General features: G+C 59.5%; 21 protein-coding genes and 3 pseudogenes. 17 read left to right on the top strand and 7 right to left on the bottom strand.

The genetic code is table 11. From position 1 onward, the window contains the following. Positions 1 to 10: 10 nt before the first annotated feature. Entirely contained in the window at positions 11 to 991 is a 981-nt protein-coding gene (locus NKJ72_RS26960) for a LysR family transcriptional regulator (protein WP_352480165.1), read from the top strand. A 436-nt stretch (positions 992 to 1,427) separates the two neighbouring features. On the opposite strand, the gene NKJ72_RS26955 is transcribed toward NKJ72_RS26960, so the two are convergent. From NKJ72_RS26955 to NKJ72_RS31025, 3 genes and pseudogenes are all read right to left on the bottom strand, one after another. Further along, entirely contained in the window at positions 1,428 to 1,739 is a 312-nt protein-coding gene (locus tag NKJ72_RS26955; protein ID WP_352480164.1) for a hypothetical protein, read from the bottom strand. A gap of 19 nt (positions 1,740 to 1,758) precedes the next feature. After that, positions 1,759 to 1,935, bottom strand: coding sequence for a DUF899 family protein (locus NKJ72_RS31030; protein WP_502901903.1), 177 nt, complete (start codon positions 1,933 to 1,935; stop codon positions 1,759 to 1,761). Next, a pseudogene (locus NKJ72_RS31025) lies at positions 1,935 to 2,036 on the bottom strand (DUF899 domain-containing protein); the annotation flags it as partial. The pseudogene NKJ72_RS31025 and the gene NKJ72_RS31030, both read right to left, overlap by 1 nt. A gap of 547 nt (positions 2,037 to 2,583) precedes the next feature. Here NKJ72_RS31025 and dctP point away from each other — a divergent pair. From dctP to NKJ72_RS26920, 6 genes are all read left to right on the top strand, one after another. After that, positions 2,584 to 3,702, top strand: coding sequence for a TRAP transporter substrate-binding protein DctP (dctP, locus tag NKJ72_RS26945; protein ID WP_352480163.1), 1,119 nt, complete (start codon positions 2,584 to 2,586; stop codon positions 3,700 to 3,702). A gap of 70 nt (positions 3,703 to 3,772) precedes the next feature. After that, the gene (locus NKJ72_RS26940) at positions 3,773 to 4,876 is read left to right on the top strand and encodes a TRAP transporter small permease subunit (RefSeq protein WP_352480162.1); all 1,104 of its coding nucleotides are present in this window, start codon (positions 3,773 to 3,775) and stop codon (positions 4,874 to 4,876) included. 2 nt (positions 4,877 to 4,878) lie between these two features. Then, positions 4,879 to 6,249: a TRAP transporter large permease gene (locus tag NKJ72_RS26935; RefSeq protein WP_352480161.1), complete on the top strand. Its 1,371-nt coding sequence runs from the start codon at positions 4,879 to 4,881 to the stop codon at positions 6,247 to 6,249. A 226-nt stretch (positions 6,250 to 6,475) separates the two neighbouring features. Further along, positions 6,476 to 6,637: a hypothetical protein gene (locus NKJ72_RS26930; protein WP_352480160.1), complete on the top strand. Its 162-nt coding sequence runs from the start codon at positions 6,476 to 6,478 to the stop codon at positions 6,635 to 6,637. Positions 6,638 to 7,511: 874 nt separating this feature from the next. Then, positions 7,512 to 7,889: a TfoX/Sxy family protein gene (locus NKJ72_RS26925; RefSeq protein WP_352480159.1), complete on the top strand. Its 378-nt coding sequence runs from the start codon at positions 7,512 to 7,514 to the stop codon at positions 7,887 to 7,889. Positions 7,890 to 7,970: 81 nt separating this feature from the next. Then, a complete protein-coding gene (locus NKJ72_RS26920; RefSeq protein WP_352480158.1) occupies positions 7,971 to 8,210 on the top strand; it encodes a hypothetical protein in 240 nt (79 codons plus the stop codon). Positions 8,211 to 8,264: 54 nt separating this feature from the next. Here the strand turns inward: NKJ72_RS26920 and NKJ72_RS26915 are convergent, their stop codons facing one another. Then, a complete protein-coding gene (locus NKJ72_RS26915; RefSeq protein WP_352480178.1) occupies positions 8,265 to 8,795 on the bottom strand; it encodes a Ros/MucR family transcriptional regulator in 531 nt (176 codons plus the stop codon). 502 nt (positions 8,796 to 9,297) lie between these two features. Between NKJ72_RS26915 and NKJ72_RS26910 the strand changes: the two genes are divergently transcribed. Together NKJ72_RS26910 and NKJ72_RS26905 are read left to right on the top strand one after the other, a co-directional pair. Next, positions 9,298 to 9,498, top strand: a complete 201-nt coding sequence (locus NKJ72_RS26910; RefSeq protein ID WP_352480157.1) for a hypothetical protein — start codon at positions 9,298 to 9,300, stop codon at positions 9,496 to 9,498. 92 nt (positions 9,499 to 9,590) lie between these two features. After that, a pseudogene (locus NKJ72_RS26905) lies at positions 9,591 to 9,680 on the top strand (LysR family transcriptional regulator); the annotation flags it as partial. On the opposite strand, the gene NKJ72_RS26900 reads toward NKJ72_RS26905, so the two are convergent. Further along, positions 9,643 to 10,464: a helix-turn-helix domain-containing protein gene (locus NKJ72_RS26900; RefSeq protein ID WP_352480156.1), complete on the bottom strand. Its 822-nt coding sequence runs from the start codon at positions 10,462 to 10,464 to the stop codon at positions 9,643 to 9,645. The pseudogene NKJ72_RS26905 and the gene NKJ72_RS26900 overlap by 38 nt on opposite strands. Positions 10,465 to 10,568: 104 nt before the next feature. Here NKJ72_RS26900 and NKJ72_RS26895 point away from each other — a divergent pair, with 104 nt between their 5' ends. From NKJ72_RS26895 to NKJ72_RS26885, 3 genes and pseudogenes are all read left to right on the top strand, one after another. Beyond that, complete coding sequence (locus NKJ72_RS26895) at positions 10,569 to 12,131, top strand: ABC transporter substrate-binding protein (RefSeq protein WP_352480155.1); 1,563 nt, start codon at positions 10,569 to 10,571, stop codon at positions 12,129 to 12,131. 91 nt (positions 12,132 to 12,222) lie between these two features. Then, a pseudogene (locus NKJ72_RS26890) lies at positions 12,223 to 14,180 on the top strand (CocE/NonD family hydrolase). A 3-nt stretch (positions 14,181 to 14,183) separates the two neighbouring features. Then, positions 14,184 to 14,312 (top strand): AraC family transcriptional regulator, encoded by a 129-nt coding sequence (locus NKJ72_RS26885; RefSeq protein ID WP_352480177.1) that lies wholly within the window; start codon positions 14,184 to 14,186, stop codon positions 14,310 to 14,312. A 380-nt stretch (positions 14,313 to 14,692) separates the two neighbouring features. Here NKJ72_RS26885 and NKJ72_RS26880 read toward each other — a convergent pair whose 3' ends face one another. Next, the gene (locus NKJ72_RS26880) at positions 14,693 to 15,196 is read right to left on the bottom strand and encodes a PTS sugar transporter subunit IIA (protein ID WP_352480176.1); all 504 of its coding nucleotides are present in this window, start codon (positions 15,194 to 15,196) and stop codon (positions 14,693 to 14,695) included. A 414-nt stretch (positions 15,197 to 15,610) separates the two neighbouring features. Here NKJ72_RS26880 and NKJ72_RS26875 point away from each other — a divergent pair, with 414 nt between their 5' ends. From NKJ72_RS26875 to NKJ72_RS26865, 3 genes are all read left to right on the top strand, one after another. Beyond that, positions 15,611 to 16,024, top strand: coding sequence for a DUF5602 domain-containing protein (locus tag NKJ72_RS26875; protein WP_352480154.1), 414 nt, complete (start codon positions 15,611 to 15,613; stop codon positions 16,022 to 16,024). Beyond that, positions 16,021 to 16,545, top strand: coding sequence for a plastocyanin/azurin family copper-binding protein (locus NKJ72_RS26870; protein WP_352480153.1), 525 nt, complete (start codon positions 16,021 to 16,023; stop codon positions 16,543 to 16,545). The genes NKJ72_RS26875 and NKJ72_RS26870 overlap by 4 nt, the downstream gene beginning before the upstream one ends. Before the next feature lie 112 nt (positions 16,546 to 16,657). Then, a complete protein-coding gene (locus tag NKJ72_RS26865) occupies positions 16,658 to 17,488 on the top strand; it encodes an ATP-binding protein (protein WP_352480152.1) in 831 nt (276 codons plus the stop codon). An 8-nt stretch (positions 17,489 to 17,496) separates the two neighbouring features. Here the strand turns inward: NKJ72_RS26865 and NKJ72_RS26860 are convergent, their stop codons facing one another. Continuing rightward, on the bottom strand, positions 17,497 to 18,357 hold the full coding sequence (locus NKJ72_RS26860) for a LysR family transcriptional regulator (RefSeq protein ID WP_352480151.1): 861 nt from the start codon (positions 18,355 to 18,357) through the stop codon (positions 17,497 to 17,499). 186 nt (positions 18,358 to 18,543) lie between these two features. Between NKJ72_RS26860 and NKJ72_RS26855 the strand changes: the two genes are divergently transcribed. Next, positions 18,544 to 19,305 (top strand): gluconate 2-dehydrogenase subunit 3 family protein, encoded by a 762-nt coding sequence (locus NKJ72_RS26855; RefSeq protein ID WP_352480150.1) that lies wholly within the window; start codon positions 18,544 to 18,546, stop codon positions 19,303 to 19,305. A gap of 27 nt (positions 19,306 to 19,332) precedes the next feature. Then, complete coding sequence (locus NKJ72_RS26850; protein ID WP_352480149.1) at positions 19,333 to 21,102, top strand: GMC family oxidoreductase; 1,770 nt, start codon at positions 19,333 to 19,335, stop codon at positions 21,100 to 21,102. The last annotated feature ends 29 nt before the right edge of the window (positions 21,103 to 21,131 follow it).

Here is a 21,131-nt window from a genome sequence, read left to right as displayed (position 1 = left end):
TTTCAGGAATATGCTGAACCAAACTGACCTATCTCGCATCGACCTCAATCTGTTGGTCCTGTTCGAGGTCGTCATAGAGGAGCGTCACGTCGGTCGCTCGGCGGAGCGGCTGAGCCTGTCACCATCGGCTGTCAGCCATGGTCTTGGGCGGCTGCGCTCCTTGCTGCGCGATCCGCTGTTCCTGAAAACACCGCGTGGCGTGGTACCCACCGACCGGGCAACGGAGCTGGCTGCCCCGGTGGCCGAGATTCTGGCGCGGGTACGGTCGGTAATTGCTAGCGCCGAGCCATTCGACTCCTCCCGCTCGACGCGCCGCTTCGTCGTCGGCGCGCCGGACGGGGCCTCGTCCGTGTTCCTGCCGCCGCTGCTCGCCCAAGTGCGCCTGGAAGCGCCTGGCGTCGACATCAGCATCCGGCAATTGCTGCCCAGGCCGGGCGAGCCTTCACCGGCGCTGGCCTGGCGCGATACCATTGCCGAGCTTGAAGCGCGCACGATGGATGTCGCCGTCGTTCCGTTCGACGACTTCCCCGTGCGTTTTGTGGTGGACACGATCTATGAGGAAGATTTCGTCATCGCCTTGCGCGCCGGCCACCCTTTCGCCAGCGACCCAAGTCTCGAAAATTACTGCGCCATGCAGCACCTCGTTGTGTCCAGCGCGGGCGATCCAACGGGTTTTGTCGACAGGGTTCTGGCTGAGAGAGCGCTGTCGCGCCGAGTTGCGCTGACTGTTCCGAACTTCATGTTCGGACTGGCGGTGCTTGCCGAAACGGATCTGATCTCAGCCTATCCGCGCCGCTTCATCGCCATGCACGCCAGCCGTTTCGGCGTAGTGGGTATTGATGCGCCGATCCTGCTTGGACATTTCAAGATGAACAGCATCGTGCCGAAGGTCGCTATGATGGATGCGGGCCTAGCCTGGCTTGTTGGTCTACTACAACGAACCTGCCAATCTGCCCTGAGTAATGCCGATACCGGTCACCCTTCTTGGTGATGCGGCCAACAGATCCTTGCCGCCACTCGAGTTCGCGATCATGTGAGCCCAAGCCAGGCGGCAAACTCGCGACCCAAGCTGAACTGACCCGGATCGGTGTCGACCATCTGCCTGCAGGAGATCAAGAAGCTGCGTTACCATCGGGCACGTCCGATTCCGCTTCCTTCGCAGCGGTCACAGATCCGACGCCGGAGGCACGTTTGGAAACATGGGAGAGGGTTCCAACGCGAATACTGTCGGAGTGCGTTATCGCTTTTAGCTCACGCCTGAATGCTTCGAGTCGGGGCTGACATTCTGTGAGGGTGCGCTGGTTGCCGGCCGCACGCCACGAGAGCGGCCGAGTAGGCGCGCTGAGTGGCGGTGGTCGCGGAGGCCGGGAGGGTCAGCGCCGCCGCGGCGAGCGCTCCGATGAGAATGCGGTACTTCATGGGGCGACCTAGCCTAAGAACAGATTAGAGCCGCGCAAGTTGCGGATGTCACCGCTTTTGGCACGAACTCGAGAAACGCGCGTAGAGCGGGCCGCCAGCGGCGGGTAGCGGCGTTTGGTGTTGTCGAACGCTCCGTCCTCCATCGCGAAGACACTCCACCCTGCGCTCACCGAGACGGCCGACTGGAGGTTCGGCGCACCGACATGATCGCGGTAGTCCTGCAGCCATTGCGGGCCTCGCGGAGCAGCTGCCCCATGTGGAACTCGTCGCGGCGATTCCGACGTTTCTTCCCGGCGGAACGCGAAGCCGTAGTCGACCAAGAAGTCGTCGCCGTTCCCGTTACGCAGGGCATCGTCGACCCGCGCTGTGCTTTAGTCGCCCCAGCTTGTCCAGCGGCGCCCGCGACATCGCGATGAGCGCCACGTCGCGGTTGTTCACGTGCGTGACCATGCTGCCCAGCCCATCGCCGACCGAGGTGCAGCCCGGGCACGCCACCTTCCAGTCCTCCCCGTACATCAGAGGAGGAGCTGCGAGCGGCCATCGAACACGGACTTGGGCCAGTCGACGGTGGCGAAGGTGTAGTGCTTTTCGACCGGGACCCAGGGCAACTCCCGCCGCTGCTCGGTGACGCCTCATCACTCTCAGGCCGATGACAGCCGGTCGCGAGGTGGTCGTTGCGGCGTTCGCCGTTGTAGCTTTTCAATCTTCGCCAGGGCGTGGCAAAGGCCTTGGTTGATACGTGTTCTCCGCCTTAGGCGGGCGCCTGCGTAAAATCCGTACGATTTTCGGGCAGCATGGCCAGGCATGCTGGGGTCGCATGATTCAAAACGGGGCGTGTGGAGGGGCTAACGGCAAGGATTTTCTCGGAGCTGAACAAGAATTTGAGGGACAACATCTATGCGCATGGTCATTACCTCACCGATCCCAAAGCAGCGCATCCGGAGAAACCAGAGGAGACGGTCGAGCTCCTAATGGCATGCGTTCGACCTGACGCCCGCGAGCCCACGACCCCTCCACTGCGGCGAATCCTTCATTCAGCCCAGGCCAGCTTCGGCTTTGGACCACCGCGCTCATTCGACATTGGCTTGGAAGGCTACATGTGCGTTAATGTCGCACCGACGGACTTTCCGAGGTTCGGAGTCCGCCGAACTACGGGAGGAAAAAATGAAGAAGGACAAGCTGCCCACATCGCGGCGGAGCTTTTTGAAGACCAGTGGTCTCGTTGCCGGGGCGGCAACTGTCACCGTTGCGGCGCCTTGGGTGCGCAAGGCCGAGGCGGCCGAGACGATAACCTGGAAGGTACAGACCTCATGGCCGGCTGGCGTCGGCCTGGAAACCTTTCAGAAGTGGTGTGCATCGATCAAGGAAAAAACGAACGGTCAACTCGAGCTTCAACCTTTCAAGGCCAAGGATATCGTGGGTGATTTTGAGCTTTTCGACGGAGTCAAGAACGGCGTTCTGGAGGCCATGAACTCGTTCTCTCTGTACTGGGCGGGTAAGCTCCCCGCGACCGCTTTCATGAGCTCGTATACGATGGGCCTACGCTATCCGCATGAATGGGACATTTTCTTTTATTCAAAGGGCGGACTGCAGGTCTGTCGTGACATCTACGCCGCGCAGGGCCTCTACTACGTCAACCGCATCCATCATGGAGCCAATATCATCCATTCGAAAACGCCGATCCGCTCCTTTGACGATTTCAAGGATCTGAAGCTGCGCGTCCCGGGAGGTATGATCGCCGAGACCTTTGCCAAGGCAGGCGCCAAGACGACGCTGCTGCCCGGCGGCGAGGTTTTCTCGGCCTTGGAGAAGGGCACTATCGACGCCGCCGACTATACCGGTCCGGCAGTTAATTGGGCGCTCGGCTTCCAGCAGGTGACGAAGTACATTTCCATGGGTCCCCCCGGCCTGATGTCGATGTATCAACCCGTCGACTTGATGGATTTCGCGGTTAACATGAATGTTTGGAACAAACTTCCAGACAATCTCAAGCAGTTCATCGAGGGCGAGGTCCAAGTCTATTCCAACACCCATTTCGGCGCGATCCAGAAAGCCGACATGGACACTTGGCAGAAATTCATCGACGCTGGCACGGAGATTAATCGCCTTAGCGCAGACGACTTGCAAAGATTCCAGGAGGTCGCCGTTCCGATCTGGTTCGAATGGGCCAACAAGGACAAAGATGCTGCCCGCATCTTCAAGCTGCAGCTGGAAGTCATGGAAAACCCAACGGTAGGCTACGTCACGCCCGACATGTATCAAGGCTTGTCGATCAATCTGTAGCCATCGGCGCCCGCCCAGGTAGGGACGGGCGCTTTCTTTCGCTGGGGTTTCAACACCGGCAGTTGCTTCCATGCCATCACTGACCTTCGTCATGCCGCATTGGCTCTACTGGTCGACGCTGGGCGTGTTCCCGCTGGTCGCCGCCTGGCTGGTGACTCGCGAGCAAAAGCGCCGCGACACGGGCCGACCGGGCCTGTTCCTGGCTTACCTTTTCCTGGTCACCGCCGGCTTTCTTGGGATGCACCGTTTCTATCTCAAGAGCGCCTGGGGTCTTGTCTTCATTCCGTTCTTCCTAGCGGTCCTGTGGACTAGCGCGGACATTCGCATTGCCCGTGAAAGCCTGTCTCTCTCCCGCTCCGAGGCCGAGCACGCAGAACGGCTACTTACGCGCGCCCAGTCAGACCTCGCCGCCGGCAAGGCTGGTGCGGCCCAGCGCGTTGCCAAAGCTCAAGCCGATGCCGCGCCGGCCCGTGATCGTTACGCCGCCTCGACCGTTGGTCTCCGTCGCGCGAACGCATATGCACGCATAGCCGGTATCGTGCTTGGGGTCCTTCTCCTCGGCGACGCCTTCCTTCTGCCAGGTCTTGTGAGGCGGCGCCGGCAACGTGAGACCACGCCGACGCCGATATTGGCTCATCCTCTGGAGACAGGCGTGCCCCAAAGTGCGGTAAGGCCGCCATTGCCGTTTTTTCGTCCGGTCGACTGGCTGGTGCGGGTGACGGGCGAACTCGTCGCCTATTGGGCTGTGCTTGCCGTCTTCGCCTACTATTACGAGGTGGTCGCCCGCTACATTTTCAATTCACCGACCAATTGGGTCCACGAGAGCATGTTCCTCATGTTCGGCATGCAATACATGCTTGCCGGCGCCTACGCCTATCGCGACGAGACTCATGTCAGGGTCGACATCATCTACAGCCAGCTTTCGGCGCGCGGTCGCGCGATATGCGACATCATCACTTCCTTCTTCTTTTTTCTCTTTGCCGGTGCGCTGCTTGTTACCGGCTGGCGTTTCGCCAGCGATGCGATAGCCGTTGGCGAGCGGTCCTTCACCGAGTGGGGCATCCAGTACTGGCCGGTAAAACTCACCATGCCGATCGGCGCAGCGCTCCTTATCCTGCAAGGCCTGTCCCGCCTGCTGCGCGATATCGCCACCGCGGCGGGAAGGGGCGAATAGCGATGGGGCTCGAGCTTCCGATCCTGTGGCTGAGCGTCCTTATGTTCGGCGGACTCGGCGTGCTTCTGCTGCTCGGACTGCCAATGGCCTTCTGCACCGGCAGCCTCGCCGTGCTCTTCCTGTTTCTGTTCGGCAATTCGGCCATGCTGAACATGCTGCCCTCGCGAATCTTCCCCTTCATGACGGACTACCAGCTTTCCGCCGTACCGCTGTTCATTTTCATGGCGGCGATCTTGGAAAAGGCCGGCATCATTGAGGAACTGTTCGATGTCGTCTATAAATGGCTCGGTGGGCTGAAAGGCGGCCTCGCCTCAGCCACTGTCATCTCCTGCACCTTGCTTGCCGCCATGGTCGGTGTCGTTGGCGCGACCGAGGTGACGATGGGAATGATTGCGTTGCCGGCGATGCTGAGGCGCAACTACGACGCCAAGCTCGCCTGTGGTTCTCTGCTCGCCGGCGGCACGCTGGGCATCCTCATCCCCCCCTCGGTCATGGCGATCGTTTATGCGGTTGTGGCCCAGCAGTCGCTCGGTGAGTTGCTCGTCGGTTCGGTTCTCCCGGGCCTTCTCCTGTCGGGTATGTATGTCGCCTACGTAACCTTGCGCTGCTATATTAACCCTGCGCTGGGTCCGGCTCTGCCGGTCGACGAGCGGGTGAGCTTCATTGAAAAGCTGAAGCTGTTGCGCGGCACCATCCTCCCTATCCTGCTCATCATCGTCGTTCTCGGTGTCATCTTCCTCGGCATTGCCACACCTGTGGAGGCGGCCGGAATAGGTACCTTCGGAGCCTTCATCGTCTGCGCAGCGCACCGCCAACTCAACTGGGACACCATTCGCGATGCAGGGATCGCCACGTTGAAGGCGACCGCCATGGTGATGTGGATCTTTTTTGGCGCGACGATGTTCGTCGGCTTTTTCATTCTCAAGGGCGGCCAGACCTTCGTCGCTGATTCAATTCTCGGTACCGGACTGGCGGCCTACGGCGTGCTCGCGCTAATGATGGTGATCCTGTTCGTGCTAGGCATGTTCCTCGACTGGGTCGGTATCCTGCTTCTTACCGTGCCGATATTCCTGCCGATTTTGAAGAGCTTGCAGTTCGATGGGTTGTTCGGCCTGCCCGGGGTCGCCCCAGGCGATGTGCCGCTCTGGTACGGCGTCATATTCATGGTAAATATGCAGATGGCATTCCTCAGCCCGCCTTTCGGCTATTCGCTGTTCTACCTGAAGAGCGTCGCCCCACCTCAGATCACCATGGCCACGATCTTCCGGTCCGCCGTTCCGTTCTTGTGCCTGCAAGCGATCGGCGTCGCTTTGTGCATCGTCTTTCCCGCCATCACGCTTTGGTTGCCCAAAATGGTCTATGTGGCCAATTAGACGGAGAGCAACTGGATGCAACCTTCTCCCCTGCCACCCTGCGGTTCGGGTGCGGCCACACGCACACATGCTCGGCGGCAGGGTTGCGAGCCTCGAGGTCCGGTCATGATCACGAACATAGCCCACCATTTGAAGCACCTTTTAACCCGTGCTAGACGCGGACTTGGCGGGGTCGAGGCATTCCTGAAGAGCTGTTTTCCAAGTGCTCGACTACCCCGAGCAATCGATGATGATGGGAATCGCCGCGGCGCTGAAGAGTTTCAGGCCTGTCGGCGGTCATAGCGTCTGCCGACTGGCGGTCGCCGGCGCTACTCCGCAGCTACACGGCCATGATCTGCGCGACCTAGGCTGCAAGGCCCGCGATGAGATCCTGTTCGGCATCGTCTAAGTCTCCGCTCATCAGAACTTCGCGTCTGCGAGAGCTGCTGCGAGAATATGCTTGCTTTCAGCGCTTGCGCTGGCACTGTCGCGTGGCGAGGAGATCACGCAAGAAATCATCAAGCTACCGGTGACGTTGGTGCCGCATCAGAGCGCATGGTCATTTCAGGGGATGTTCTCCGCAGACCGCTGTTGAGATTCAAGTGATGCTGGCGCCTCTCTGCGCTTCCCGCGCTCGCGTAGCGCCGCGTGCCGGTGATGGGATGGCGCATCAACGGCTCGCTGTGCCCAGGGCCGTACGAACTCCCCCACGCCGTTCGATCAGCCCTCGAGCTTGCCGTTTCGCCCACGAACCGCTTGGGATTAGAGTTAAGAACCTGGCGCACTTCCGTCAGACAGGCGATGAGATCCTGCTGCACCCCGAAAGCAGTCGCGTCATCCGATGCTGGCCTCCACTCCAGCCACATCTTGAATCACAAACCGACTGATCCGGATTCCCCTTCGATTCTTTTACCGCGAAGCGGTTTCCTGCGCGAAGGGGCAGGAGCCCGCTCCTGCTCCCGAGCTCGTGCCGAACAGCGGGAGAGAGGGGGCAAGGAGACAAATCGGAGGGGTCACCCGCCCGAGGCGAAGCCGAAGGGACGACGCATGATCCGTTAGCGGATCTGCGGCGATCCTGCACGAAGCGCGGGTCAGGCCGGCGCGAAGGAAGGACGCGGAGACCGATTTTCTCCTTGCAGGGGAGAGGGGATAGCGCCCCCTTTCTCCGTCAGGCAAAACAACAGTCGCCCCGCTGGGAGAAGGGGACGCCGCGCCACTCCACTTGAATCTCCACCCGCTTCCGTGCTTGCCTGTCTCCCGCAAATCGCAGAGCGACGGTGAGCATGGCAAAGTCAGTCACCAGCATCGCACCCGACCCCATGGTCGACCGTCTGCGCGCCGCCCTCGGCCCGCGCCAAGTCACCGAACAAAAGATGTTCGGCGGCACCTGCTTTATGCTCAACGGCAACATGCTGATCGGCACGTCGAAGCGCGGGCTCCTGGTGCGCGTCGGCAAGGAAGGGCACGCGGCGGCTGCCGCCCGCCCGTACGCGCGGCCGATGGAAATGGGCGGACGTTCGATGGAAGGTTATGTCCATGTTGCGCCGGAGGGCACGGCCACCGAGGCGGATCTCCGTGGCTGGCTCGACCTTGCGCTGGCATTCGTCGAAACTTTGCCGCCGAAGATCAAATCCGCCGGGATCGCAACGAAGCGGGCTTAGACTAGGCCGCTGGCCCGCCACCCTTCCGCACGTGACGTGTCAGTGTTGTTGTGCTGGAACGCATGGCCCGGGGAGGGAGCGATGGCACTCAATGGACATTGCATGTGCGGCGCGGTGACGTGGGTCTACTCCGGCGAGACCACCCGCAGTTCCGCAGCTATCTTGCCCGCAAGCGGCGCAGAGCTGGCCGTCGTCTACTACTCCGGCCATGGTGTCCAGATCGACCGCGAAAACTTCCTGATCCCCGTCGATGCCTCCCTGAAGCAGGCGGCGGACATTGAAGTCCAGACCCTCAAGCTCAATGATGTGCTGGAACAGTAGGCTTCGCCATTTTCAGGTACGACACCGCACGGACCTCCTTTTTCGTGCAGCACGCTACGCTTTGACGAGTGCCTTGCGCGCCTTCTTTACCGGCGACTTGACGGCCGTTGCGGTTGTTGTCGCCGTCGCGGGGCGAGCAACTCGTTTTGGTTTTTCTGCCGCGGCTGGTGCGGGCGCTTCCTTGCGCCCGAGCCCGATTGATTTCGCAAGAGCCGAGCGGGTGGCTGCGTAGTTCGGCGCCACCATCGGATAATCTGCGGGCAGGTTCCATTTCTGGCGGTATTGGTCCGGGCTCAAATTGTAATGCGTCCCAATATGACGCTTCAGGGATTTGAATTTCTTCCCGTCTTCCAGGCAGATGATGAAATCAGGTGACACTGATTTCTTGATCGGCACCGCCGGCTCCAGTTTGATTGCAGCCGGGGGGACAGGCGTGCCGATCCCTTGCAAAGCAACATAGGTGTCCCCAATCAGCTTCGACAACTCGCCGACCGGCAGCGGATTGTTCGACACGTAGGCGGAAACGATCTCGGCGGTAACCGATACCAGATCAGCTTGGTCGTTTAAATTTGGAGAAACGGTCATCGAGCTTTCCTCTTGTCCAATGGCGTGCGGTGAAACAGATGGGTGGTTAACAATCAGCAATAGTTCGTTGTCCCGCCAACAAACCTTATTCGCCACAAATATCAAGCCAGCAAGCTTCGCTTTCATCGACTCACCCTGGGACGCGCTCGATCTCGATAGCGAGCGGCTGACAAGCTGGCACGCCCAGCATGGCTGGGCCGCTTGCCCGCGACCGACGGATCATCAGCGCGACCGGCATGCTGAATGGTCAGTGAGGAGACGTCCACCTTGACTTCGGCACTTCGGCCGGCACCTCGACGTGCAAATCCCTGGGCAGATCACGAGAGCCCTTCTAAGCCACACCGCGGCGGGACGCATCAAGACGAGCATGCGCAATATTCTTGCGCGAAATATTCCGGACTGAGGGCAAAGCAACGATGACCAACCGTACGTTTCTTACATCCAATTGAAGCCAACCAAGAATAGATTATTATTCCGCTGGGGCGTATCGTTGGGGGGGTGGATGAGCAGTGTTCAAAGGGTAAGTCCAGTTCTAGAACAAGCAATCGCTGCACTTCTAAACAGGGCCGAGTATGACGGCACCGTTTCGATCAAAGCGGCAGTGAAGGAAATTAGGCGGGCTGCGCCTTATTTGGCCGCATCCGATGAAGAGCTAACCGAGGCGATTTTCGAAGTATCTGCTGCCATGGGCCTGTCTCAATAAGTGGCATTGGGTATACTGGCGATCTGGCTTTGTTAAAGCAGGTCTTTGATCGTGTCTGCGCCGAGGCAGGTATCTCCGTTGGTAGCATGGAGGCGCTCAGGCTCCGGCTCAGCACCTCCGCGTTGAGCCGCACCCTGTCGCGGCTCAGGGAGGCGCTCGGCGATCCGGTCTTGGGGCCTGCACAGACGCGGCGGCAACCGGCCGGGCCTCGGTCAGAAAAGACAGCACGGCCGTGGGTAGCGCTGCGCAATTGGGCGCATAAATGCCGCAACGCGATATAAGACTTCTCTTGTTGACGCGCTTCCCCAGATATTGCCAGACGGTGCGGGTGGCGTAGGGCAGATTGTTGTTTCGCCACGATATGCCCATAGTGACGCCCCGCAGGTAACGCCGCTGGTACGTTTCGAACGGCATGAGGATCGTCTGTCCAAAGGTTGGGGCATCGCCGCGCGTCAGTTCCGTCAAAAAGATGCGCTGGTGCCGATACGCCGCGAGCCCCGTATAGCGTGAACGCTGCACGATGCCGTTTTCGGCATCTTCGATGCGCTCAAGCGAGGAAACCAGAACTTGTCCGCCATTCTCGCGCAAGTGAGCGCAGGCGCAGACGATCCGGTCAGGCCAGGACAGCGACGTGTGCCATGCCTGGTAGAATCCGAGATAGGGTCCGAGTGCATGCAGGTCACCAGGAAAGGCGTCCGCCAGCGGCCCTTGGAGGGCCGTTTGTCGGCGCCGCTCGCTCAATTTACTGCGGAAGTTGCCAGGGGACAGGTCGAAATCGGCTGGTTCGAGGCCAAAAGCTGCCGCGATCGTCAGGAGGTTATGAGCGGAAGGAAGGGTTCCTGCATTGAGGTAGCGGTTGAACTGCTGCCGGTTGATACCGATGGTGCGGCACAAATCGGATACCGATCTGTGGGTGCTGCAGGCAAGTTTCAGGTTGCTGCTGAAATTGGCCCATGGCTTGCTCATGGAGACAGTATAAACTTGCTTAAAAACGCTTCAAGCGACGAAATTGCGTTGCCGCAGGCTCTGCCTAGGATCGGCCACAAGGCTTCAGTCCAAAGGAGAACCCAATGAGCGCTTCCAGCAGGTTATCGAGTCTCTCACGCCGTGATCTTCTTCAAGCGGGGGTGGCTCTAGGCCTTGTCGCAGCCGCAGGCTCGCTGGCGTCACCGGCCGCGGCGCAAACGCCAGTGCGCGGCGGACAGTTGCGGCTGGGGCTCGATGGCGGCGCCTCCGCCGATACGCTCGACCCAGCCCTGGCGTCCGCCAGCGTCAATTTTGTGATCGCGCATTGCTGGGGCGATACGCTGGTCGAATCCGACCCCAAGACGGGCGCGGCGGTTCCCTCGCTGGCCGAATCCTGGTCAGCGTCGGCCGACGCCAAGGAGTGGACCTTCAAGATACGCAAGGACGTTCGTTTCCACGATGGCAAGGCATTTACCGTTAGCGATGCTGTCGAGACGTTGCGCCGCCACGCCGGGAAGAAATCGCAATCGGGCGCACTCGGCCTGCTGTCCGGGATAGACCGCATCGAGAAACGGTCGGGCGACATGGTGGTGATGCTGAAGGAAGCCAATGCTGACTTGCCGCTGATATTTACGGATTATCATCTTCAGATCCAGCCGGGCGGCGGCGTGGAAAAGCCGACAGCTGCGATCGGCACCGGTCCCTACAAGCTGGCTGCGTTCGAGCCGGGCATTCGCGCCGCTTTCGAAAAAAACGAGGACGACTGGCGCCAGGACCGGGGCTACGTCGACAGCGTGCTTATTACCGTGATGAACGACCTGACCGCGCGGACCAGCGCGTTGCGATCCGGTCAGGTCGATTTCATCAGCACCGTCGAACCGAAGATCGCGCCGTTGCTGAAGCGGGTTCCGGGCGTCGAGATCCTGCGCACCTCCGGCAAGGGTTTCTATTCCTTCCTGATGCATTGCGACACCGTGCCGTTCGACAACAATGATCTGCGTCTGGCGCTCAAATATGCGATAGACCGCGAGGCTATCCTCAATCGGGTTCTGGGCGGGTTCGGCACCATTGGCAATGATTACCCGATCAACGCCAACTATGCGCTCGCGCCTGCCGATATAGAGCAGCGCAATTACGATCCCGACAAGGCTGCATTCCACTTCAAGAAGTCTGGCCTTCAAGATCCAATTCTGCTGCGCACCTCGGAAGCAGCGTTCCCCGGCGCGGTCGATGCGGCCCAGCTTTTCCAATTGAGCGCGGAAAAGGCCGGGATCAAGATCAATGTGCAGCGCGAGCCGAGTGACGGCTACTGGTCGGAAGTCTGGAACGTCAAGCCGTTCTGCACCTCCTTTTGGGGTGGTCGTCCGACGCAGGACGCGCGCTATTCCACTTCCTACGTTTCCAACGCGGAGTGGAACGACACCCGCTTCAAGCGGCCCGACTTCGACAAGATGGTGGTGCAGGCGCGCGGTGAACTGGATGAGACCAAGCGGCGCGTGCTCTACCGTGACATGGCGCTGATGGTGCGAGATGAGGGCGGCCTGATACTGCCGGTATTCAACGACTTCATCAACGCCTGCACGAGCCATCTCAAGGGTTTTGTTCCCGATATTGGCAATGACTTTTCCAATGGCCGCATCGCCAGCCGGGTCTGGCTGGAGGCTTGAACCGGGACATGATCGTACTTTTCCGGCGGCGGGATGGTGTGCTTGCCACCGAGTAGAGCTTTGTGGTTGAACGAACAAGTATTTCCGTGTCATTGAAAATGAGTGGATCGTCCTGAAAGACGACACCCGGCTCGCCGCGCGCATCTGGATGCCCGAAACGGTTCCTGGCGGGGTGCCGGCGGTGCTCGAATTCCTGCCTTATCGCAGACGCAACGGCACCGCCGCGCGTGACGAGTCCACCTATCCGGTCTTCGCGGCGGCCGGCATCGCGGGCGTGCGTGTCGACATTCACGGTTGCGGAGAATCCGACGGCGTGATCGATGGCGAATATACCGCGCGCGAGCTTGCCGACGCCGTCGAGGTTATCGAATGGATCGCTGCGCAGGACTGGTCGAACGGCAATGTCGGGATGATGGGAATTTCCTGGGGCGGGTTCAACGCGCTCCAGGTCGCGGCTCTCAAACCACCAGCTGTCAAGGCCGTGATTTCCCTGTCGTCCACCGTCGACCGCTACAATGACGACATCCACTACAAGAATGGCGCGCATCTATCGGCGCAACTGTCATGGGCGGCGACGATGACTGCCTTCCAGTCGCGGTCCCCCGATCCCGATCTCGTCGGAGAACGCTGGCGCGACATGTGGCTTGAGCGCCTGGAAGGCGACCCGTTCTTCATGGAGGAGTGGCTGTCCCACCAACGCCGCGACGACTTCTGGCGTCACGGTTCGATCTGCGAGGACTTTGACGGTTTTTCCGTTCCCGCACTGGTGATTGCCGGATGGGCCGACGGCTACCGCAACACGCCCTTGAAGGCGGTCGCCGGGATGCCGGAAATGGCCTGGGGCCTGATCGGTCCATGGGTTCACAAGTATCCGCATTTCGCCTATCCGAAGCCCCGCGTCGATTTTCATGCCGAGGCAATTTCATGGTGGCGGCATTGGCTATGCGCAGAAGACAACAAGGTGGAGCATACGCCGAGGCTGCGTGCTTATATCCTGGACGGGCCGCGACCCGGCCGCCAGCGCGAGGCCGACCTGGGCTATTGGGTTGCCATGGACAGATGGAACGTTCCCGACACACTCGTCCTTAGCCTGGACGCTTCGGGCAGGCTCGCTTGGAGCACTTCATCGCATGCTGAAGAAAAAATCCTCCTGCACTCTCCTCAAGATACAGGCACCGCTGCGGGAGATTTCTTTCCGCGGAGGCCGGATTCGGAAATGGCCGGCGACCAACGTGTTGACGATGCTGGATCGATCACCTTCGACAGCGCCGTGCTTGCTGAGGAATGCGTCGTGTTTGGCCAGCCGCTCGCAAAGCTGTCGCTTTCCAGTGATGCCAACTTTGCCAACCTTGCCGTCAGGCTCGTCGACGTCCATCCCCACGGTGTGGCGACGCGCGTCAGCTACGGGTGTGCTCAATCTAGCGCATCGCAGCGGCAATGCCGCCCCGCAGCCTCTGAAGCCGGGCGAGACGGTCGAGATTGAGTTGATGCTTGATGCGTGCGGCTACCGTTTTGCGCCCGGCCACCGTCTGCGTCTGTCCTTGTCGACCGACGATCCTGCCCCAGCCCTGCGACGCAACGCTGACGATCGATCTTGCCACGCTGCGATTGGAACTGCCGCTGCTTGGCGAGCATCGAAGGGTCGAAATCCCGCAGCCATCCAATCCCGATCCTCTGCCCCGTTACGAAGTCCTGACAGACGGATCGTCGGACCGCTCTGTTGAACGCGATCTGCAAAATGGCGTGACGCGCTATCGGGTGCACGAGGACACAGGTCTTAGCCGCCATCCGGGCAACGGCTTGTGCACGCGCGACATCCGGCAGGAGGTATGGTCGATAGCGCCCGATAACCCGCTGTCGCTGACGGCAGAGGTCCGCTGGACGTGCTGTGCCGAGCGGGAAGGCTGGCGAACGCAGAGCCATTGCACCACGCATCTCTCCTGCACGGCGACCGAATGGGTGGTTTCGCAACGAATCGAAGCACTGGATGACGGCCGCAAGGTGTTTGAGCGCGAGCGCAATTCCCGCATCCCGCGTGACCACATGTAATAGATCGCCTATCGCTGCGGCTGCGGCAATGCCGTGCATTTCAGCCGGGTGTTTCGCCAGCACACCGGCATCACCCCGACCCATGTAAGGCATCCGAACCGATGCGCAAGCGGCTCTACCAATGTGAACTAATGCGTGACGTGAGTTCGTAACCGGATGGAGCTGCGCCAAGTCCGATTTCTGCTCGATACTCCCGAAATCCGAGATGCTGCTATATCCCTAAGGCAGGAATTAATCTCGTTCATCGTCCTTAGGGCCGCGTGACCATACGAGAGAATACGAAGGAAATGGGCTGGCAAACCATCCGCTAGTTCCTGTACAAAACGGTGACCCTCAGCGACTAAAATAATCGTTATCCGTCAATACTTTACGAAGCGGTTCGCCAAAGTTGATTCAAGGGGCTGGTACAGCCACTCGCCGATCGCATTATCTTCTACGGATGGCAGCTTTGCGCCGCGAGCCGTTGACGCGGTATGCGCCGCGTCAATGGAGTTAAGGCATTGCTGGACTGCCTAGACATCATAATGCCAGGCCGGCATGGGCAATATGCAAATTGGTGGAAATTCCTGATGCGGCTCAGTTTCGAGAATCGCCAGGGCTTCATCGGATGACCGTGCCTGCCGGAGCTGCTCGCGAACCTGAGATGCCCGAAACAGCCGGCATATTTGGGAAAGGGCAGGGAGGAAGGCGGAAGTGGCAGAGCGCGGCCAGAGTACGGTGTAAATGAGATCGACGGGGTCGTCGTCGGGGCCGTCGAAATCGATAGGCTGGGCCAAGCGTGTCAAAGACGCGACAGGCGAAGAGATCATACCCAGTAGAGCGTGGGGGATTGCGACGCCACGACCTATGCCCGTCGAGCCGAAATCCTCGCGGTCGAAGAGACCACGGAGAACCACCTGCTCGTCAAGCCCGGCTCTTCGCGCAATCCTGATCGCGATTTTTGATAAGGCTGATTGCTTTCCCTTTGTCGCAAGGTCAAGCGAAATGTCTTCCTCTGACAAGACGGGGGAGATCATCAGGGTCAACTCCAAGTCGATCCAAACGCGATCGCAAATCAGCGTTCAGCCGCACTGGTTAAGCAAGGCAGATGAGGTGTGGAGATGCTGGCTGTCCCGGACGCGAAGCCAAGGCTTTCTCGCGTCCGGGCTAATGACCCGTTTTGAGGAGTCTCGGCTGCCGGAAATCGAGGTGGAAACTATCCATAGCAATTCAGAGGTAGTGAAAGATTTTTCGAAATCAAGCAAACAGGTGTGCAGCCGAATAGCAGAAATAATGCACTGAAATGCCAGTTAATTTCGTTTGACGATCAGAACAGTCTCCTGCTTGCTGGCCTGACGCGAACAGGCCGCGCCAGCAAGTGAAATCGGATTCTTTGACCTAGTTCAGATCTTCGGCCATCGCGTTTTTTAGTTCAACAAGGAGATACCGTGATGAAAAAACTCGTCCTCGCAGTTGCCCTGACAGTAGGCAGTTCGCTTTGCGCCATGGCGGCGGATGAGGTCACCAAAGCTCCGCCAGCCGCTCTGTACGAACAGGTCAGCAAGCTTGTGAAGCTGCCGGACTTCCTGCCGGGCATGGGCCAACTTTTCGTTGTTCCGACGACATTGCCTGCCGGACCATTCCTTGCCTATGACCACGATGGCAAGCTTGTCAGCACGATTTATATGCTGCCGACCAAGGACCTCAATCCAGACAAGCGTTTTGACGATCTCGCTTCACCCGGCGGCAATGTCGACCATGTCGATGTCTACTACAATGCCGGCCATCCGGGAGTCGAAGGGCCGCATGTCCACGTCGTTCTGTGGCATGTCTCCGCTGCTGACGAGGCCCAGGTCGCCAAATGACACTCACGCGTCGTGAGATACTAAGCGCGGGCGGGGGCCTTGCCGCCGCCCTCTCGCTCTCTTCTGTGGCAGTATGGGCCGGCGAGGCGATCGAAATTCGGATGCAAGGGCGCGACGACGGTTCGCAAGTCTGGTTCGACCCGATCGGCATTCTGATCAAGCCAGGGCAGACGATCCGATGGACCAACCTCAATCCTGGCAATTCGCACACGACGACGGCGTACAATCCGGCAAACTTCGGGCGACCGCTTCGCATGCCCAAGACGGCGAAATCGTGGGATTCCGACTACCTCCTGCCCAAGGAAAGCTTTTTGGTTACCTTCACCGAGCAGGGGGTCTACGACTATTACTGTATCCCGCATGAGCATGCTGGAATGGTCGGCCGTATTATCGTCGGCGAACCAGAGGCACATGGCTGGGCTGAAATGGTTGGAGCAAATGGCGACCTACCGGAGGCGGCCCTCAAGGCATTCCCGACTGTCGAAGACATCATGACGAAAAGGGTCGTCCGTCGCGCTTAGATCATGCCCATGAAAGGCACGGCCCTCGGCAACAAGTGGAACCTAATACGACGATACCAATGGAAGCGCGAGTTTTCTTGGGTGTCGTCAGTGACCTATAGGGGCGACTTTCATGACAGGCTGCGTGTTTGCGTGTGAAACTCAACCATCATCTCTGGCAGGACGCGACGCGCGCACCCAAGTGCCGGACGCACCTCGCGATGCCCGAACTGCTGCCGAGCAACGCGAGCGTGCAACGCACCGGCTTGCTGAGCTGGGCGAGATGACGGGCGGTATTGCCCATGACTTCAGAAACCTCCTGGCAGTAATAGAATCCGGGCTCGGGCTCGCTGAACGAAGAGCCGACGAGCCCGAAAGGGTTCGTGCCTACATCGCGGCCGCGCGGGAAGGAATCGATCGAGGGATCGAGCTAACGTCACTGCTATTGGCCTTCGCAAAGCATCAGGAAGTGGATATCCACGCTGGCAATTTGAATAGGTTCCTCACGTCTTTCGAGCCTTTCCTAAGGTATGGCGCAGGGCCCGATGTCCGGGTCAAGCTGGAACTTGGTCCCGATGTCCCGGACTGCTTGATCGATCCCGCACTGTTCGACACCGCAGTGCTTAATCTCGTCATGAACGCACGAGATGCGATGCCAAGTGGCGGGGAGATCCGCATCATCACTGAACGACTGGTGCAGACGACCGCGAAACCTGACCCGCCCGGACCTGGAACCCACGCATGCGTTCGCGTCAAAGACCACGGTTGCGGCATGGCTCCTGAAGTCTTGCGGAAGGTGTTCGATCCATTCTTCACGACGAAGGGTGAGAAGGGTACCGGGATAGGGATGCCACAAGTGCAGGCACTGACCCAGATGGTTGGTGGTCGGATCCGGATAAGCAGTGAACGAGGGATTGGGACAACGGTCGACCTTCTGTTCCCGTCAGTCCAGTCGGATATTTAGACGCTCCACTAGAACTCACAGAATTTGATGTCGCCGCTTGCGACGGAATGCAATCCCATCAGCGCTGGACCAACTACACTCTCGTCCGCACTTGCGGATTGCACCGCATAGACCGGATAGGAGAACTGCGGCATTTCAGGCACAAGGTGCAGTCGGCCCGCCATTATGTGCGGCTGAACCGCGCTCATCCTGAAATATCCGGAGCCGCCAGCCGCGAGAACATAGTTCAGCGCGAGTGGACCGAGATCGAAAGAAAGATCCGGCGCAGCACTGGGGAAATTCATCCCGTGGTGAAGTCCAAAATCCGGTCCCCAATCCATATAAACATAATCGGACCCGTCCATGAGGCGCGCTTCGGAATTGGTAGTCACAAGGACGAGCTTTTCCTCCAGAAGCAGATCGATCTTCAAACCCGGTCTGTGCGGGGGCGCGTACATGATAGCTAAGTCGACCATTCCCGATGCGACCTGATTGATCAAATCCTGCGGCACATCGACGTGTACTCGAAGCGCAATATCCTCAAGCGAGCCGCGCATCCATCGGACCCAATCAAGCAGCAGAGGTTGCGCAAGGCTGACTTCGCTGCCGACCGTAAGAACAGCCCGGCGTCCCTGCGGCACGGCAACCTGATGAAGGGTGCGTTGCCATAGTTGGACGAACATCGGGGCGTGGCGCAGAAATTGCTCGCCGGCCGCGGTCAGCGAAGCTCCGCCTTTGTGGCGAACAAAAAGGGTGCGGCCCAGTTGCTGCTCGAGGTTGCGGATTCGTGCGCTTACGGTCGTCTGGGCGACATTCAAGCGCTCCGAGGCCCGAATAAAACTCCCTGTCGAAACGATCTCGATAAAAGTGCGGGCGAGCTCAATATCCATAAGGTAATAGCATAAAAATTGCGTTTAAATGTCAATCAAATTCGTTTGCTAGATACTTAGCTCCAGCACTAGGCTCGAAGAATTCCACCAAGCCTAGCGCTGGATGCTGCGCAGCGCCGGTTGGAGCGGGCGGAAGCTCTCTCCATCCTCCCACATCGTTTTGCCTGCAGCGTCACAGGAGAAATCATGTCGACGAGAGAAAAGAGCCAAGGCGATGTGGGGCGTCGCGACTTTCTGAAGCTGTTCGGCGCGGCTGGCGCGGCCGCGAGTACACTACCGCTTGGAGGATCCGCATCGGCGGACGAAATGGTGGCCGCGACGGCCGATACAAAACATCATCGCGGAACCGCCGCCACCGAACCTCAAGCTGGAGGCTCTGGCTATGAATTCTTCAATGTGGACGAATCCGCCTTCATCGAGGCAGCGATCGACACGCTCATTCCCAGCGATTCAACCGGCCCCGGCGCCAAGGAACTCGGCGTTGCGATCTACATCGATCGGCAAATGGCCAGCGGATACGGCAAGGGCGACCGGCTGTATCTGGAAGGGCCGTTCGGCGAGGGCACGCCAGAACAAGGCTATCAATTGCTGATGACGCCATCGGAATTGATCCGGGCCGGCATCGCCGACGTCAGTGCCTATGTGCAGAAAAACCACAAGAGCACTTTCGAGAACCTTTCGGCAAAAGATCGTGTCGCGGTGATGAGCGAACTCGAGGGCAAGATGGTCGAGCTTCCAACAGTGCCAACCGAAACGTTCTTCGGGCTTCTGCTCCAGCTCACGATCGAGGGTTATTTCGCCGACCCGATGTATGGCGGAAACAAGGATGGCGCGGCGTGGAAGATGATCGGCTTCCCAGGCGCCGACGCCATGTACATGGACAAGATCGAACCGTTTCGGAACAAGCCCTACGCGGCCGATCCGAAGGGCATACAGGATCTCATTTAATTCACGCAATAAAAAGGAGACTCTAACATGGCCACCAAACTCAACGCGGTCGATGTCCTGATTGTCGGTCTTGGGTGGACAGGCGGCATCATTGCCAAGGAGCTTGCATCGACAAAGCTGAAAATCGTCGCCCTTGAGCGGGGAGGCCCGCGTGACACCAATCCGGATTTCATCGACCCGCAGATCCATGACGAGTTGCGCTACGCCGCCCGCTACGACCTCATGCAGAACGTGCGGCGGGAAACCATCACATTCCGCAATAATGAATCGCAGACGGCGCTGCCGATGCGTCAACTCGGCTCGTTCCTGCCCGGCCAGGGCGTCGGCGGCGCCGGCGTGCACTGGAATGGCGTGACCTGGCGCTGGCTAGAATGGGATCATCAGGCACGCACCCGGACGGTCGACAAATACGGCGAAAAGCTCGTCCCTTCGGATATGCACCTGCAGGATTGGCCGATCACCTATGACGATCTCGAGCCCTATTACGACAAGTTCGAAAAAACTTGCGGCACCTCCGGCAAAGCCGGCAACATTAACGGCCGAAAGATCGATGGCGGCAACATCTTCGAGGGACCACGAAAGGACGAGTACCCCAAGCCGCCGATGATTGCCGCGCAGAGCATGGTGATGTTTGAGAAGGCGGCCCGCAATCTCGGCTACCACCCTTTCCCCAACCCGTCGTCAAACGCGTCGCGGGATTACGTCAATCCGGACGGCGTTGCCTTCGGCCAGTGTCACTACTGTGGATTCTGTGAACGTTTCGGCTGCGAGGCGAATGCCAAGGCTAGCCCGCATTTCACCGTCATCCCGCTGGCGTTGGAGAACCCGAATTTCGAACTGCGCACCAACTCGATCGTGCTGAAGGTCAATCTCGACTCGACCAGCAAGAAGGCGGTCAGCGTCACCTATCTCGACGCACGCGGGCGGGAATTGGAACAGCCTGCCGACCTCATCATCCTGGCGGCCTATGCGCTCGGCAACGTCAACCTGTTGCTGCATTCGGGGATTGGCGTGCCCTATGACCCGGCAACGGGAAAGGGCGTGGTCGGCCGCAACTATGCCTATCAGTGCGGTGGCGGAGCTACCGCCTTCTTCGACAAGAAAACCATCCTGAATCGCTTCATGGGGGCCGGCGCGCTCGGCACCTGCATGGATGATTTCAACGCCGACAACTACGATTTCGAGAAGGCCGGCTACATCGGTGGCGGCGGCATCAGCTGCAGCAACTCGGGTGCCAGGCCGATCCAGTCGCATCCAACACCGCGCGGCACGCCGCGCTGGGGCTCCGACTGGAAGGAGGCAGTGGTCGACAATTATGACCACGCGGCCAGCATTGGCAATCAAGGCGCGGTGATGGCCTACCGGCAGAACTATTTGAGTCTCGATCCGACCTACACCGACGTTTTCGGGCGTCCGCTGATGAGGATGACGTTCGACTTCCAGGACAACGAGGTAAAGCAGATGAACGCTCAGGCCGACATCTGCGTGACGATCGCCAAGGAGATGGGTGCGGCCAAGGTCGATCGGAGCATTCCCCCAGTGCCTTATTCGATCGTGCCTTACCAGAGCACACACAACACAGGCGGGGCAGTATTCGGAGCCGACCCGAGCACCAGTGTTCTGAACAAATACCTTCAGGTCTGGGATGTCCCGAACGTGTTCGTCACCGGCGCTTGCGTGTTCCCCCAGAACGCGGGGAAGAACCCGACCGGACCGGTAGGCGCTCTTGCCTACTGGGCGGTGGACGCGATCAAGAATCAGTATCTGAAGAACCCCGGCCCACTGGTTCCCTCCTGAGGCAACGTCTGCCGGATCCGCGATTTGGA

Origin of the sequence: Mesorhizobium sp. M0045 (assembly GCF_040323385.1) — a bacterium.
Taxonomy (GTDB): Bacteria; Pseudomonadota; Alphaproteobacteria; order Rhizobiales; family Rhizobiaceae; genus Mesorhizobium.
The sequence above is the reverse complement of the archived record's forward strand: the minus strand, read 5'-3'. Positions and strand labels throughout refer to the sequence as shown.

Bases quoted from the DNA above. Each gene is read 5' to 3' on its own strand.
- NKJ72_RS26960 (WP_352480165.1), top strand. From the start codon at position 11: ATGCTGAACCAAACTGACCTATCTCGCATCGACCTCAATCTGTTGGTC.
- NKJ72_RS31030 (WP_502901903.1), bottom strand. From the start codon at position 1,935: ATGTACGGGGAGGACTGGAAGGTGGCGTGCCCGGGCTGCACCTCGGTC.
- dctP (WP_352480163.1), top strand. From the start codon at position 2,584: ATGAAGAAGGACAAGCTGCCCACATCGCGGCGGAGCTTTTTGAAGACC.
- NKJ72_RS26940 (WP_352480162.1), top strand. From the start codon at position 3,773: ATGCCATCACTGACCTTCGTCATGCCGCATTGGCTCTACTGGTCGACG.
- NKJ72_RS26935 (WP_352480161.1), top strand. From the start codon at position 4,879: ATGGGGCTCGAGCTTCCGATCCTGTGGCTGAGCGTCCTTATGTTCGGC.
- NKJ72_RS26930 (WP_352480160.1), top strand. From the start codon at position 6,476: ATGATGATGGGAATCGCCGCGGCGCTGAAGAGTTTCAGGCCTGTCGGC.
- NKJ72_RS26925 (WP_352480159.1), top strand. From the start codon at position 7,512: ATGGCAAAGTCAGTCACCAGCATCGCACCCGACCCCATGGTCGACCGT.
- NKJ72_RS26920 (WP_352480158.1), top strand. From the start codon at position 7,971: ATGGCACTCAATGGACATTGCATGTGCGGCGCGGTGACGTGGGTCTAC.
- NKJ72_RS26915 (WP_352480178.1), bottom strand. From the start codon at position 8,795: ATGACCGTTTCTCCAAATTTAAACGACCAAGCTGATCTGGTATCGGTT.
- NKJ72_RS26910 (WP_352480157.1), top strand. From the start codon at position 9,298: ATGAGCAGTGTTCAAAGGGTAAGTCCAGTTCTAGAACAAGCAATCGCT.
- NKJ72_RS26900 (WP_352480156.1), bottom strand. From the start codon at position 10,464: ATGAGCAAGCCATGGGCCAATTTCAGCAGCAACCTGAAACTTGCCTGC.
- NKJ72_RS26895 (WP_352480155.1), top strand. From the start codon at position 10,569: ATGAGCGCTTCCAGCAGGTTATCGAGTCTCTCACGCCGTGATCTTCTT.
- NKJ72_RS26880 (WP_352480176.1), bottom strand. From the start codon at position 15,196: ATGATCTCCCCCGTCTTGTCAGAGGAAGACATTTCGCTTGACCTTGCG.
- NKJ72_RS26875 (WP_352480154.1), top strand. From the start codon at position 15,611: ATGAAAAAACTCGTCCTCGCAGTTGCCCTGACAGTAGGCAGTTCGCTT.
- NKJ72_RS26870 (WP_352480153.1), top strand. From the start codon at position 16,021: ATGACACTCACGCGTCGTGAGATACTAAGCGCGGGCGGGGGCCTTGCC.
- NKJ72_RS26865 (WP_352480152.1), top strand. From the start codon at position 16,658: ATGACAGGCTGCGTGTTTGCGTGTGAAACTCAACCATCATCTCTGGCA.
- NKJ72_RS26860 (WP_352480151.1), bottom strand. From the start codon at position 18,357: ATGGATATTGAGCTCGCCCGCACTTTTATCGAGATCGTTTCGACAGGG.
- NKJ72_RS26855 (WP_352480150.1), top strand. From the start codon at position 18,544: ATGTCGACGAGAGAAAAGAGCCAAGGCGATGTGGGGCGTCGCGACTTT.
- NKJ72_RS26850 (WP_352480149.1), top strand. From the start codon at position 19,333: ATGGCCACCAAACTCAACGCGGTCGATGTCCTGATTGTCGGTCTTGGG.